Consider the following 13,816-nt stretch of genomic DNA (forward strand, 5'->3'; position numbering starts at 1 on the left):
GGATTATCCTCATTGTTTTAGCCTGCTAGGGGTCACGACTCGCCGTACGCGTTCGAGTACGGTCCCGGCCAATGGATAGCGCTGGGCGCGCACAGGATCGGCAAGACGGTAGAGCAGGCGCGCGATCTCCTCGGCTTCCATCAGCCGCGCTGCCGGCGTGCCGCCGAGTTGGCTGAGCGCGTCGGCCAGGCGACGCGCCTGCTCAACTGCGTGCGAGAGCGCTGAACTGGCAAAGGTGCTGCCTGTGACCATCTTTGCCCCAGGACGGTGGCCGAGCAAGCGTAGAATGTCCAGGCTGCTCGCTCCGCGCGCTTCTACGCCGCTCGTGACTGTGATCGCCCAAATCACCTCCTTGGCGCGGCTACCGCTTTGCGCGGCAAGCTCGGTCAGATAGTCAGCGATCGCGCCGCGTACCCCCGCAAGCACGGGCGTATCGCTGTCGTCCCGGCGGCTGAGCAAGCTCGCAATCTCGCCAGCCAGATCGGGCGGTTGGTCGACCACATAAAGGTCGATTGGGGCGTCCAGCGACAGCAGCAGCCCGTGGTACTCGCTGCCAGCCTGACCGCGTGCCGCGCGCGACAGCAGATCCCAAGGCGGCGCGCCGCCACTCACCAACCCTACCGCGACACCGTCGGGCCGCAGCAGTGCGCCGCGCACGATCTGGGACGGGAACATCTTCCGAAGCTCATCCATGGTTCTCTCCGAGAGCATTGCAACAGGCGATGTGCGATCAGAAATCCGAAAATACGCTCCCGCAATCCCGGTCTGCCCGCCCCAGTCACGTTTGCCAGCGCGGCCGGCGCAGCGTGGGCAAGGAGCTCGTCTCCGGTGGCAGCACGATGCTTCGTGGCTCAAGCCGCAAGCGATGGCGGCGCCACGCATGGCGAAGCAGAAGCCGGGTCAGCTCGGTGGTCGAGCGCCCCCAGCACCGCAGCTCAAACACGAGCAGCCCGATGACAATCAGGACGCCAGTCAGCTTGACCGTCCGCATCATATCGGCTCCGGCGACGATCATCAGCCCCCCAATGAAGATCAGCCCGGCGGTGACCACAAAGGCGCGCGCGGGAACACGCGCGCTGGCAATCTGGATGGACGACCGCACGCGCAGATTGCGTGGAACGGGCGCGCTCAGCATGCGGTTTTCTCCTGCGCACTAGAGGGCTGTCTGCGCCCACTTCACCAGTAGGTCAGCCTTGGCGGCGACGGCGAGCAGCACGACCATGATCAGCGCATCTTTGCCCGCCGCGCCAAGGTCGCGCGGCGACGTGGCAATGTGCTTAAACAAATCGATCACAAAGTAGATCGTACCGACCGCCGCCAGAATTTTGACCAGCCATTTGAAGATGTCCGTGAGCAGATTAGTTGGGTCCAGTGGTGGTGGTGAGGACAGCACTGCCAACGTGAGATCACCGGACCGCAGCAGGACACACGTGCAAAGTTGGTGGACCATTGGATTCTCCTTTGATAGCATTTGATGAAACAAGCGAGGTGAGCACGGCAGCAATGGCCTACGAACACCAGGGCCAGCCGCTCCAGAGTGAGCAGAACCAGGCCCCAACGCTGCCGCCGCCGTAGCGGCCGCCATCAGCATATGGCGACCAGTACTGGCCAGCCGGCGTGGCGTTTGGAATAGGCGTGAACACAAGCGCGTTTGGGTAGCCTGGTGGGGGCAACTGATACGGCGCGCCCTCGGGAATGATCGGCGTCGGCGTGCTGCCACGGCGTTGGTTGACCGGCGATTTTACGGCAGGCACCGCCCCGCCGGCCTGGCCGGCATTACCCGGAGCCCGTGGGAGAAACGCCAGCGGGTCAGCCATGTCGGTCAAGCAGCTGGCATCAGCCGGCGGTGTGCGTCCCTGCAGCCACTCCGGCGTGCAGATATCAATGAACGGCCAGCTGCCGTCGTAGCGCTTGACCTGCATCCCAAGGTGCAGATGCGGGCCAGTCGTCCGGCCGCTCAACCCAACAAAGCCAAGGGTCGAGTCAAGCTGATACACCCGGTCGCCGGCGCGCACGGGCGGACCACAGCCCGCGAGTGTCTCCACTGGGCTGCCAAAGCGCGGCGCTTCGACGACACACAGTTGCTCGGCCTGCTGCGGAGTACGCGGCTCGCTCCCCTGGTTCGAGCCGCCCGCGCAGCCGAGCGTGGCCCACGCGATATCAGGAAACGCGGCCTGGAGGGTCGGCACATCCCAGACCTGGAGCATCGCGCTGGTCCAGGCAACGCTGTCGGGATGCCACTCGTAGTGCCACCACTCGGCGGTGTCGCCCTGAACCGGGATGCGCTGCCAGCCGTGCGCCTCAAAGATGGCCGTGATATCCACGTTGTTCACATAGAGCCGGAACCTGCGCCCCTCAGCCACGCGCACGAACGGGCCACGCTGATTCACGTCCACGGCCCGGCCAGCCTTGTGCCAGGAGGTCTGGAGCACACCGGCTTTGCTGGTCGTGAATGATGGCGCGCGCAGTGCATCGGCCAGGACCGCCAAGGCGTCCACGCCGCTGCGCTCCGCAATCTCAGCGCGCACCATGGCGAAGCTTGCCGCTGCCGGCGCGCTCAGGCGCGGATTTGGCGCGGTCACGTTCGGCAGGCGCACCAGCGTCTGCGGCGCGCAGTCTGGCTCGCTGTGGCCAGGGCCACCAGGCTGCGCCGGCGTGTCAGTCGGGTTCGGCGTTGCAGTCGCCACGACCGGTGTTGGCGTGCCCTGTGCCACGTGCAGGGCGAGCGTGTGTCGCAGCTCCGGCGCATCGCCGTCTGGCGGCACGACGATTGTCAGATTGAGCGTCGGGTCGCCAAACGCGGCGCTCACGCGCAGTGGGATGTGGAGCTGCGCGGGCGTACGCACCGCGCAGCTGATCAGGCCAGCTGTGCCAAAACACTCGGGTGGCAGAGTGAGCGTCAGCCGCTGTGCGTCGCGCTGCGCCATGCTGATAATAATGGAGGCGGTGCGTGCTGGCGGGCCGCCAGTGATCGCCACACGCAGCACGCTGCTTCCGCCAGCGTCGACGGTTGGTGGTATGAGTGTCGCCGTCATCTGCCGTGCCGCTGGCGTTGGAGCGCTCTGGCGGACTACGCCGCCTTGACCGAGCGGCGCATCTGAGCGCTGGGATGTTGGGTTGGGTGTTACGCTTGGCGTCAGTTGAACCGTATCGCCGGTGCCGTCGTTCTGCACCGCTCCGTCGCCGCTAGTGGTTTGGGGCGGTGCGGCGGCTGCGACCCATGGATCGGGCATGCTGGCGAAACGCTCGCGCTCGGTCGGGATGTCGCTGAGGTTCCATGCGCAGCGCGTCCAGCCTCCGGCGAGTGCCGCACACAATCGTGGCCGCCCAGTGTGGCCATCAAGCGCTGCTATCGCTGACGTTGCAAATGGAGCCACAGCGCGCAGATCACCGGGCGCCGCGACCTGCGCTGGCGCGACGCTCAGGGGCGTGAGCGTGGCCGTCGCTGTGATTGGCGGTGGCGGTGGCACCAGATGCGCGCGAAAGCGCAGCGCGATATCCTGCGCGCGCTGTCCGACCTCGATTGGAGTCTGCCAGCGCAGCTCGGCGCGCTGTGGATCGCCGGCGCGCGCCACCGGCTGATCGGCAATCCAGCCGCGCCAGCCGCCGCCGCGCTGACCCCAGACCACCGTCGTCGTGCAGGTCGCGGGTCGATCGTAGAGAAATACGACCGTTCCAGGGTCGCTGCGCGTTGGAATAAAATTTGGCATGTCGTTCAAGCACATCATCTCAATGCCACCATTCGTCAGGTCGGGCGTGAGCGGGCCGCGGCCGATCGGCTGATAGCGCGCATACGCGTCATAGCGCCCATAGTCGTCGTCAATCCGTCCCTGGAGCTGCACATACAGCCGGTACGGCTCCAGGTGCGCGTAGATTGTCTGGTGATCCTGCGCGCCATTCGCCACCGTCACAATCTCACCGCCGCCCGTCTTGGACGGGTCACCACTTGCAGCCGCATCCCAGCCGACATACTGCACGGTGCCGTCGAACATCGACGGCGCGCCGCAGTGGTAGCCAAACGGGCACATCCCGGTTGGGTTGGCCAGATCAAGACCGTCGTGAAATTCGCTGCCGCCGTGCGGCGCGTCGCGCCAGCCAAAGCGGCTGCTAATCGTCCAGCCGCTGGCCTGATAGGTGCCGGCCGCATCAGTCGCAACCGATACCGGCCACACTGCGGTCGACGACTGAAACGCCGCACCAATCACGGCAACCAGCAGCACGACTAGTGCGACCACGGTAATTGCCGCCGCGACAACCGCCGCGCCCTTGACGCCGAGCGCAGCGCCGAGCTTGGTGAGCGCCTGCCTTGCAACCTGCCGGGCGGTGTGCTCGATAGCCTGCTGGGCGGCGCGCTCGGCAACCGATGGCTGCCCCTGCTCATCCCCGTCCATCAGTCGCTCTCGGTATCCGCCTGCCGGCGACGCGCGCGCAGCATGGCAATCGTCTGGGAGCGAGCGCGCGAGGGCGATGCTGTCGCGTCGGGCTGAGTCGTGCTCGCTATCGTCTGCACTGGGCGTTCCGTCGCTGCTCGGCGGTAGACTCTCCTCGTCCCGCGCTGTCCTGGCTGCACGAGCGGCGGGCGCTGCTCAGCAGGTGTCTGCGCGACCCTCACCGCGACGGCGCGCGAGCGCGCCAGCTCATTGCGGGCGTCCTGTGTCGGCGCGCCGGCGATGCGCCGGACAAATGGGCTAGCCGAGTCAGTGCCGTGACGCAATGCGTAGGGCGCGGCGCGCAGCGACTGCGGCAGCCGCTCGTTGGCGAGCGCGGCGGCTGCCGCGCGCGTCGCCGACGGGTGCTGCTGGCCTTCGCCCGCTGTCAGCACCTGCAGCCGCGCCCGGCTCGTCGTGAGGCGCCGTTCGAGCTGCCGATGCTCGTCATGCAGCGCGGACGGGTCGCCGCCGGTCGCTTCACGCATGGCGAGCTCGCGCGTGACGATCGGCAGGCGCTGCTCGTCGGCCCCGATCTGCTGCGTGAGGCCATCACGCTCCAGCGCGTGCAGGCCGCTGACCTCGGCCAGCGCTGCCCGGTGCGTGTCGCGCCGCCGCGCCCGCTCGGCGTCGCTGAAGCGCGAGGGCCGCGCGATAGTGCCGCCGCGTGCGAAGCGATCGTGCAGGCGGGCCTTGCGGCTCAGCGCATCGGCGCTGCTCGTGTCGCCCTGCGCGCGCAGCTCGCCGGCCCGCTGACGCATCAGCGTCGCGCGCCTGCGCGCCTGCTCTGGACGTGCGTTCGGGCGAGAGGCACCTCCATCACTGCTCGCTGCGGCCGTATACCGCGCGCTCGCGCGCTCGCTGGCCCAATTGGATGGGGTATCGCTCACGCGAAACGATTCAGGCGGTGCACCCTGACGCTGCGCGGCGGCGCTGTGGGCCGGGTCGCCCGTGGCTCCGCTGCGCGCTTGCTGGTCCTGGGCTGGGGATGCGGCGCTCGCCGTGCGTTCGCTCGGACCAGCAGATCCAGCAGGCGGGTGGGCAGCGCGCGCTGCCGTTGCTCCGCGCTGGCCAGCCATACCGCGCAGCGCGCTACCGGCGACCTGGTAGCGCAGGAACGCCAGCATTCCGCCACCGCCACCGCCGATCGCCGACGCCGCGATGCCGATGACGGATTTTCCTGAGAGCGCCGTGCCCATCATCACAATCGACAGCACGAAGCCGACAAATGCGTCGCCAGCGGCCTGGCCCTGATAGGGCTGCAATATCGCGCTGATGACGATGAAGATAATCACCAGGTTGATCTGGGCAAGCAGCAGCTCGATCAGCTTCTCAAACCAGCTGCGAAAGCGCGCGCTGGTTGCACGGTCCATCAGCAGCGCGCCGGCGATCGGCGCCATCGCCAGCAGGATGATGATCTGCACCAGCCGCGCAAAGCTCTTCAGAATGAGCAGCAGAATGATTACCCAGAGTGTGAGGAACAGGATGTTTGAGCCAATGTTCAAATCGCCGACATCCTGACTCGGAAATGAGAGCGACGCGCGGGCGAGCAGCAGGTTGCTCAGCCCATTGAAAAAGTCGATCAGCAGCTTGCAGATCGGGCCGGTGGCCTGAATGAAGCTGAGCGAGACCATGAAGGTGAGCAGCAGCCCTTTGCCCTCGGCGGCCAGTGCGCGCGGCCCCTCGACGATCATGTGCCCGAGCCGGACGGTAAACAGGATCGTGACCAGGCCTGCCGCGATACTATTGAGAACCGCCCAGATTGCGCGCACGCCGGGATGGTCATAGGTCAGACTGCCGGGCGTGCAGAACACAAAGTTGGTCGCGGCATTGTCGCAGCCAGTGGGCAAGACCGAGGCCGTTCCCAGAAATGCCGTAGCCGCCTTCTGCGCCATGCCGCCAAACATCTTGACGATCCCAGCAAAGATGCCCATGCCGGCGTCCAGAATCCAGTTGCCGGGGTTGAGGTCGCGCCCAAGCCATGTGATCGGACCGCTATCCTGGCCGCCTTGCAGTGCCGGAAGCGGCGTGGCACTCGATCCACGCACGAAGGCAGCCGGCGGCAGCTCGCGCACGCCACTCCAAGGCGTGCCAGTGGTGCTCCTGCCAGGCGACGTTGGTGCGTTTCCCACGCCTCCCTGGTTCTGCGGCTGCGGCCCGCGCGTGCCTGGCGCGTCGGCCAAGGCTATAACAGGCGTTAGCGCCAGGCCGAGGATGAGCGCCAGGAGCGCGAGGCCAACGGTATAGCCGATTCTGGACTGGAATGTCTTGCTGAATTGCACGGCTCGCATCCTCAACCAATCACGCTTACGCTGGCCACCGTCGTGATCTGCCAGCGCTTGCCTGTCGCGGCGCGGTGCAGCTCGTAGGTGGTATGCATCAGGATGCCGCGCCGGCTGCTGATCACCTGGCCAGCAACGCTGGTGATGTCGTCCCACTGCTCCTGCGTCTCGACACGTGCGGTGTCGCCTGTGGCGGCCACTTGCAGCACGCCCCAGCGTGTGAGTGTCGGCTCGTGGGTCTCTGCGCGAGTCGCGCGGCGCGCAAACTCAGCCTGAACCTCAGCCCAGGCGGTGCCATCGGGGGCTAGGTAGGGCGCCATGACATCGGCCCGACCGAGCAGTGCCGCCGTGATGCTGGCCTGGTTGTAGGCGGCAACGACGGCCACCAGATCGGATTGTTCAGCATTGGCTCCGCGCCGATCCGTGTCCTCGTCCAACGTGCTGAGCTGCACCACGGCGCTGCCACTCACCTGAGCCGGCCCTGCTGTGCTGGCACTGCCTGCGCTCGATATGAGGAATGGTCGCAACGCGAGCCCAATGATTAGCAGCCCGATCAGCGCCCCGAGCCACTGCAGCAGGCGCGGGTGAGAGACTGCTCGCCCGAGCATGCGATCCATCGCTGGGAGCATCATAACGCGCTCAAGGCTGACTGCCGGCTGCGCGTGCTGCTTGCCCGCGGCAGCCAGGGCGCGGCGACGCCGCGGGCGGCGAAGGATCCGGCGCGCTCGATCTGGATGTGCCATGTGGCTCGATGCTCCCGTGCTAGCCGCCGATATGTGCCAGCGCGCTGCCGCCGCCAGTCATCACAAACAGGAGGTTGCCCAGAATGCCGACGACCAGGCTGATCGCCACCAGGCCAAGCAGGTACATCGTGCGACGCTTGAGCATGCGCGTGAACTCGTCGCGCAGCAGGGCGTCCAGCGTGGCCTCGTGAGCGGCCAGAACCTGCTGCACATCGCTGCCCTCGCTCTCCGCCTGCGCGAGCGCCTCGCATACATCAGTCAGCTCCTGACAGCCGCGCGCGCGGGCAATGTGCCGCAGCGCCTCGAATGGTCGCAGCCGCCGCTCGTTCATCACAGCGAGCGCCTCAGCCACGAGCTGCTGCATCGATAAGATCCGCTTGGCGGGGCGGACGGCATAGCGCTCCAGCAGCGTCGCCGGCGGGTCGTAGCCGGCCAGCGCCACGCGCACGTAGCTGACGAAGCCGGGGGTCAGCAACCGCAGTCGCCTGCGCTGCTTTTGTGCCTGCACGATCGGTTTGCGGGGAATGATCACACCGACATAGAGGTACAGCCCGAGCCCGGCGGAAAGCAACAGGGTGCGGTTACCCTCTCCTGCGCCACCACTGAGCGCAAGCACGAGCGGCATCGCCGCGAGCGGGATCGCCGCAGCCTGGCCAAGCACGAAGCGGCCGCGCAAGCCCCAGGTTGTCGGTAGCGTGCGCACGCCCGCAAGCGCAATCCGCGCGCGCTCTAATTGCATTAAGCCAAGTGCAGCGAGCAGCACGCCTGCGAGGGCGACGCCGGCGAATGGCGCGCCGGGAGTCAGCAGAAAATCAGGCATCGAAGGTCCTCTAGTAATCAAGATCGTCGGCCCGCGCGAGCAGAAAGCCGCCAATAAACGGGGCGATCAGCGCCGTGCCAACCACCAGGCCGACCGCCAACCCTAGCGGCCCCTGATACGCCAGCGTGACGCGCGTCCACTGGGTCAGCGCAAGGTAGGCCGCCATGCTGATACCAGCCAGACCGATCGCGATCCCGCTGTAGCGCATCTGCGACAGCTCGGTCGCGGCCTGGCTGCGGCGCTGCTCGGCGGCGTGCATGGCCGTGTAGGCGGCCTGCATGCGTCGGATCAGTACATCGTGCGTCTGACCAAGCGCGACGTCCATATGCCCGAGCAGCGCCGCGTGACGGCGACTGGGCGTCTGCGCGAGCAGCGCGGCGACAACCTGCTGCGGCGTCGCCAGCATGCTGCTGTCGAGGGGGGTGCCGATGTGCCTGATGATGTATGTCCACTCGGCCTTCAGCGGGCTATCGGGCATATCCACGACGACCTTTTCGAGCGCCGGCTGGATGCCGCTGCCGCTGCGCAGCTGCGCGCCAAGCCGTCCGACGGCTGCCGGCAGCGCGCGGTCGAGCGCGGCCACATAGCGCTGTTCCTGCATCCACAGCAGCAGCCAGATCAGCAGCGCTGTGGCCGGTCCGGACAGGAGCAGCGCGACGAACAGTGGAGTCACCTTGCTCAGCACGACGAGCACGGTCAGAACAGCAGCCAGGCACACCGCCAGCAGGCGCTGCTCGCTGATGATCGGCGGTGTCCAGAGCAGCGTGGCCTCGATCACACTGCTGCGCCCGCGCGCGGCGCGCCGATGGAGAAACAGGTGCAGGCTGGCGCGTAGCTTGCCCCGCAGCAGCAACGCAAACAGCAAAATCGTCCCCATCGCGAGCCAGAGCGGCACTGCCGTCGCGATCCAGGCACTCTCCGGATGTGTGAAGGGCGAGTCAGTCAGAGCGGTCGTGTTCACGAGCACATCCTTTCAGCATGTTTCCTCAGCCAACGCCGCCTCAAGCCCGATCCGCTGCGCGCGAACTGAGCGCAGTGCCTCAGTGGATCCCTCGCCGCGCGTGAGCAGCGTTTGCATCGCGGCCTCGCGCACGCGAATGAGCGGCAGCGCGACGTGTGGCGGCAGGTCGGCGACCGCAACGCGCTTGAGAATCTCGACCGCGGCGTTCGGATGGCCCTGACCCAGCGCAGTCTCGGCCTCCATCCGCGCCTCCTCGGCCGCGGCCTCTTGCGCCAGACCAGCCTTGATCTGTGTTTCGAGCTGCTCCCAGCCGCCCGTCGGCGCCGCCGCGGCGGCGCATCCGAGACTGCTCAGCAGCGAGTCCAGCGCAGTGCGGGCATCGCGCCAGCGCCGGCCCTGTGTGAGTTGCTCAAGCTCCGCGAACTGTGCGGCCGCCGTGGCTGCGAGTGAGGCAAACGTGCCGGGCGCCTGGGCCAGCGCGCGCTGTGCGATGCCGATCAGCCGCATATCGCGGCGCTGCGCCCATGCGCTGCTGAGCGTCGCCAGCGCGCGCTCGGCCTCGCCGGCCAGCAGCAGCCGCTCGGCTCGGCCGATCGCTTCGGCGACCATGTCCAGCGTAGTCGCGACCACGCGGATCTGCGTGAGCGCGTGAGCGCGCGTGAGCTTCTCGCGCAGCGCCTCGCCCGTGCGATCTGGGCCGCCCACCCACTCCAGCATGCCGCCAGCAGTAATCCGTGCGGCGCTGCTCCATACAATCGCGCCGTCCGGCTGCACATCGACCTTGATCAGCGGGATGACGCGCGGCTTGACCAGGCCATCCTCCACACTGCACCCGTCGAGCAGCGCGATCTCGGTCACGAGACGGCGCCCACGCTCTTCCCAGAAGTCGACGTTGATCAGCACATCGAAGCCGGTGCAGGCGTCGCGCAGCGCATCATCCCGGCGCGCCTCGTACATATACGCGCCCGGCAGCGCCGCGCACGACGCAAAGCGCTCGATTGCCTCGGCACACGAGCGCGCGTGCAAGGTCGAGATCACTGGGTGATCAGACAGCACCAGCGCAAGGATGGCACCAGCCTCGTTGCCGCGGATCTCGCCCGGCAGCAGCAGATCCGGTGTCTGCCGCAGTGCCTCCCGTGCGACGCGCCCGAACGCCGTAGGGTCACGCTGGGTGTCGACCAGCTCGCGCGTCCAGATATCGGGGCGGCGGATGCCAATCTCCATCGTGTGATCCTCGATCGTCAGCATGTGCGGATCGCCCGGCCAGGAATTCGCCAGCGCCTCCAGCAGGCCGGTCTTGCCGCTGCCGGTGCGGCCGGCGATCAGCATCGAGCAGCGCGCCCGGCTGAACAGCGTGAGTAAGCCGGCGACGCTGAGATCGAGCGTGCCGCGCTTCAGAACGTCGTCTATGTCCCATGCCTCACGCCGCCCGCGCCGGATGCATACCAGCGCGCCCTCGACCGTGCGCGGCGGGATCGAGACGTGCATGCGCGTGCCGTGGGCGACCGGCAGGGTCGCCTGCGGAGTCTCGGCGTCCAGGCGCACGCCAAGCACGCTGGCCAGCAGGAGCGCGCGTGACTGAACCTCGTCGGTCGAGCCAAACGCCTCAGGCACGGTGACAAACGGCTTGCCAGCCTCCTGCACGCGGATGTGCCGCCCGACGATCTTGATCTCGTTCACACGCCCATCGTCGAGATAGCGCTGGGCCGGTCCCCAGCCAATCGTCGCGGCGAACAGCGCGACCAGAGTCTCGTCATCGGCAGGCACATGGGCAAGCGGCCCGCCGCGCTGGCGGTGCTCAGCAATTGCTGCACGCAGCACGCGGATGACCTCGGCGTTGCGCTCGGCGGCCGGCGCGAACGGGTCAAGGTACTGCGTGCGCGTCTCGTCTGCGAATGCGCGTTGCAGCACGTCGCGCGCGCCCTGCAAGATCGCGCTCTCGCGCAGCGCGGCCTCGCGCGCCAGCGTCACGTTCTGCGCGCCCATCAGAACGGCCAGCCCGCCGTCCTCATCGACGTACAGCGGCGCGGGGCGTGCGGCAGTATAGTCCGGTTGGGTACTCATCCGCGCACCTCGGCTGAGCTAAACGCCGGCACGGTGGTCGGCTCCATCGCGATCTTCTCGCCACGCAGGCGCTGCCAGAGCGAGGACTTCGGCACGGGCAGGGCAGGTGTGAGGCTGGTCTGGTCACACAGGCGCTGCACGATCTGGTGGACGGCGCGTGAAAACGCGCTGTGCGGTGCAACATCGAGCGGCGAAAGGTAGCGATCGCCCTCCTCATCGGCCATCGACACCTGGCGCGGCGCGCGCGGCAGCATCCCAAGCGTGCGCGCGCGCGGCCAGGCCTGCGCAAACAGCGGCACCACGCGATTGATCGGGACAGTCACGCCCCGCTCCGGCTCCATATACAGCAGCAAGCAGCGGTCGGTGAGATCCGGCGAGTGATGCTCGAACACCCTGAGCGCGTTGCCGACACCGGCGCGCTCCTTGCGGCCGGGCGGCGTCGGCAGCACCACGTAGCCGCCGCTGCGCGCGGCGTCAATCGCGTACGGGCGTTTCTTGATCTCAGGGCCAGTGTCGAGCAGGACCACATCATAACCGTCCAGCGCGCGCACCGCCTGCATCATCGCCTGCCACTCACCCAGGTTCAGGTCGAGCGGGTTGGCGGTCTCCTCTGCGCCGAGCAGAAAATGCAGGCCGCTCGGCGCGTGGGTGTAGATATGCCGCCGCACGTTTGCAGGCGTAAATGCGCCCGGCCCATCCTGCTTGAGATAAAGGTAGGACGGAAAGCCCGACGGAATGCGGAAGGTCGGGACAAGGCCGGAGTTGGAAAGGTCGCCGTCGACGATCAGCACCTGCAGGCCGCGGCGCTTCAGCCCTTCGGCCAGCATCGCAACCACCAGCGTCTTGCCGATGCCGCCCTTGGCGCCAGCGATCGCGATCGTGACCTGACCGGCGGCGGCCAGCTTGCGCAAGCCAAGCTGCGCGCCGATCCACCCTGCCAGGCTGGTCGCATCGCGCGCCTCAGAGACCGGCAGGCCGGCGTCGGCGAAATCGGACCGGTGCACCATGCCGACGCTCTGCAGGCCGACCAGAATGGGCACGCGCGCGCGCTGGGCCGCGCGGATCACATCCCACAGCTCGGTGAGTGTACCCTTCGTATCCTCGACATAGATCGCGTCGGGCGGCTGCTCGCTCGCGATCAGGCTTGTGAGCCGTATCAGCGAGGGCAGGGTCAAGACCTGCAGACCCTGATAGCCCCGCAGTGCCTCGGCCAGGCCGGGGGTGGTTGTGACAAGAAAAAGTTCCATGTTCGCTCCATACTGCTGCTGTTCCTGGCAGCCTGAAGATGTTCGTTAGAAACGGCCGCGCCCCCATTCGCCCTGGACCGGGTAAGCCTTCTGCACCTGCTGGGTCTGCGGGCTATAGACGAATAACGGGTTCGTGGTGTACTTGTCGCCAGTCTGCCCGCCTGCGCCCATCACGGTGACTTCCTCGATCTGGCCGACCACGCGCGTGCCACCATAGCGCCCGATATGCGCCACGAGCAGCGGCACCGCGCTCGAGGTCAGCATGCCGCGCACGATGTTGGCTGGCACGTCGCCGCTCTCGCACGCCATGCGCTCCAGGTTCTTGAGCGCGCCTTGGGTATCCGGCGCGTGGATGGTGCCGATGCCGGGGTGGCCGGTCGCCGCAGCGCGCAGCATCGCCAGCGCCTCCGGCCCACGAACCTCGCCGACCACGATCAGGTCGGGCTTCTGCCGCAACGCAAAGCGCACGCAGTCGGAGAAGGTCAGGCCGCTCCGCAGCACCTCCATCATCACACTGTCAGGCAGATCCGGCAGCTCGCGCGCCTCCTCGATCGTCACCACCCGCTTTTCCTCGCCGATCGCCTGCAGCAGCGCAGCGGCAAGGGTCGTTTTGCCGCTGCCGGTGCCGCCAGCGATCAGCAGCGAGACGCCCTGCCGGAGCGCCGTAAGCAGCAGCTCGGCCGCCGGTCGCGGCAGAATCCCATCCAGGACGAGATCGTCGAGCGTGCGCCAGCGCCGCGGCAGCACGCGCAGCGCGACGGTCGAGCCGCCAGGCGAGGCTGGCGGGCGCGTGATCGCGAAGCGCAGCCGCTGATCGGCGGTGCCGATCAGGGCATGCGCAGGCCAGGCCATGGCACGCAGGTCGCTCACATCCGCCAGCTGAACCAGACCGCTGCGCAGCAGCAGCTGGCGCTGCACGAACGCCACCCACTCGGCGTGCAGCGTGACGCCGCTGGCCATGCGCTGGCCGTGTTCGACGATCGTCACATCGCGCCCGGGGCCATTGATGAGAACGTCCGAGACCGCCGATCCGCTCGCGAGCCATGGTTCCAGCGGGCCGTACCAGGGCGTCACCGCCCACTCCGCGATCGTCATGCCGCTGGCCATGCCCGCACGCATCAGCGTGTCGCTGACGCCGCGCTGCCAGTGGCGCAGTCGCCCGGTCTGGGTCAGGAATACGAGCTCTTCGAGCCGGCTTTCGGGAGTAGCGCTGCTGTCCTCAGCGCCCGGCTCAGGGCGCTCATCGATTGCTGCTGGTGCTGCCACCGTGCA

At 67.6% G+C, this 13,816-nt stretch carries 11 protein-coding genes; all 11 read right to left on the bottom strand.

Annotated features, from left to right (window positions below):
* Positions 1 to 9: 9 nt before the first annotated feature.
* Positions 10 to 693, bottom strand: a complete 684-nt coding sequence (locus tag M1P90_RS30915) for a hypothetical protein (RefSeq protein ID WP_483699600.1) — start codon at positions 691 to 693, stop codon at positions 10 to 12.
* A gap of 85 nt (positions 694 to 778) precedes the next feature.
* The gene (locus M1P90_RS30920) at positions 779 to 1,135 is read right to left on the bottom strand and encodes a hypothetical protein (RefSeq protein ID WP_483699601.1); all 357 of its coding nucleotides are present in this window, start codon (positions 1,133 to 1,135) and stop codon (positions 779 to 781) included.
* An 18-nt stretch (positions 1,136 to 1,153) separates the two neighbouring features.
* On the bottom strand, positions 1,154 to 1,450 hold the full coding sequence (locus M1P90_RS30925; RefSeq protein WP_483699602.1) for a hypothetical protein: 297 nt from the start codon (positions 1,448 to 1,450) through the stop codon (positions 1,154 to 1,156).
* Between the two features lie 58 nt (positions 1,451 to 1,508).
* On the bottom strand, positions 1,509 to 4,391 hold the full coding sequence (locus M1P90_RS30930) for a M23 family metallopeptidase (RefSeq protein WP_483699603.1): 2,883 nt from the start codon (positions 4,389 to 4,391) through the stop codon (positions 1,509 to 1,511).
* The gene (locus M1P90_RS30935; RefSeq protein WP_483699604.1) at positions 4,391 to 6,709 is read right to left on the bottom strand and encodes a hypothetical protein; all 2,319 of its coding nucleotides are present in this window, start codon (positions 6,707 to 6,709) and stop codon (positions 4,391 to 4,393) included. The genes M1P90_RS30930 and M1P90_RS30935 overlap by 1 nt, the downstream gene beginning before the upstream one ends.
* 11 nt (positions 6,710 to 6,720) lie before the next feature.
* Positions 6,721 to 7,452 carry a hypothetical protein gene (locus M1P90_RS30940; protein WP_483699605.1) on the bottom strand — a complete coding sequence of 244 codons (732 nt, stop codon included), beginning with the start codon at positions 7,450 to 7,452 and terminating at the stop codon, positions 6,721 to 6,723.
* Positions 7,453 to 7,471: 19 nt separating this feature from the next.
* Positions 7,472 to 8,272 (bottom strand): hypothetical protein, encoded by an 801-nt coding sequence (locus M1P90_RS30945; protein ID WP_483699606.1) that lies wholly within the window; start codon positions 8,270 to 8,272, stop codon positions 7,472 to 7,474.
* Between the two features lie 10 nt (positions 8,273 to 8,282).
* Positions 8,283 to 9,233 (bottom strand): type II secretion system F family protein, encoded by a 951-nt coding sequence (locus tag M1P90_RS30950; protein WP_483699607.1) that lies wholly within the window; start codon positions 9,231 to 9,233, stop codon positions 8,283 to 8,285.
* A 12-nt stretch (positions 9,234 to 9,245) separates the two neighbouring features.
* Entirely contained in the window at positions 9,246 to 11,297 is a 2,052-nt protein-coding gene (locus M1P90_RS30955) for an ATPase, T2SS/T4P/T4SS family (RefSeq protein WP_483699608.1), read from the bottom strand.
* Positions 11,294 to 12,544, bottom strand: coding sequence for an AAA family ATPase (locus M1P90_RS30960; protein ID WP_483699609.1), 1,251 nt, complete (start codon positions 12,542 to 12,544; stop codon positions 11,294 to 11,296). The genes M1P90_RS30955 and M1P90_RS30960 overlap by 4 nt, the downstream gene beginning before the upstream one ends.
* Positions 12,545 to 12,589: 45 nt before the next feature.
* Positions 12,590 to 13,810 (bottom strand): ATPase, T2SS/T4P/T4SS family, encoded by a 1,221-nt coding sequence (locus M1P90_RS30965; RefSeq protein WP_483699610.1) that lies wholly within the window; start codon positions 13,808 to 13,810, stop codon positions 12,590 to 12,592.
* Positions 13,811 to 13,816: the final 6 nt, after the last annotated feature.

The organism is Kouleothrix sp. 19917, assembly GCF_057073505.1.

What these genes read in the sequence shown, in the direction of transcription:
- M1P90_RS30915 (WP_483699600.1), bottom strand. Translation starts at nt 693, where the DNA reads ATGGATGAGCTTCGGAAGATGTTCCCGTCCCAGATCGTGCGCGGCGCA.
- M1P90_RS30920 (WP_483699601.1), bottom strand. Translation starts at nt 1,135, where the DNA reads ATGCTGAGCGCGCCCGTTCCACGCAATCTGCGCGTGCGGTCGTCCATC.
- M1P90_RS30925 (WP_483699602.1), bottom strand. Translation starts at nt 1,450, where the DNA reads ATGGTCCACCAACTTTGCACGTGTGTCCTGCTGCGGTCCGGTGATCTC.
- M1P90_RS30930 (WP_483699603.1), bottom strand. Translation starts at nt 4,391, where the DNA reads ATGGACGGGGATGAGCAGGGGCAGCCATCGGTTGCCGAGCGCGCCGCC.
- M1P90_RS30940 (WP_483699605.1), bottom strand. Translation starts at nt 7,452, where the DNA reads ATGGCACATCCAGATCGAGCGCGCCGGATCCTTCGCCGCCCGCGGCGT.
- M1P90_RS30945 (WP_483699606.1), bottom strand. Translation starts at nt 8,272, where the DNA reads ATGCCTGATTTTCTGCTGACTCCCGGCGCGCCATTCGCCGGCGTCGCC.
- M1P90_RS30955 (WP_483699608.1), bottom strand. Translation starts at nt 11,297, where the DNA reads ATGAGTACCCAACCGGACTATACTGCCGCACGCCCCGCGCCGCTGTAC.
- M1P90_RS30960 (WP_483699609.1), bottom strand. Translation starts at nt 12,544, where the DNA reads ATGGAACTTTTTCTTGTCACAACCACCCCCGGCCTGGCCGAGGCACTG.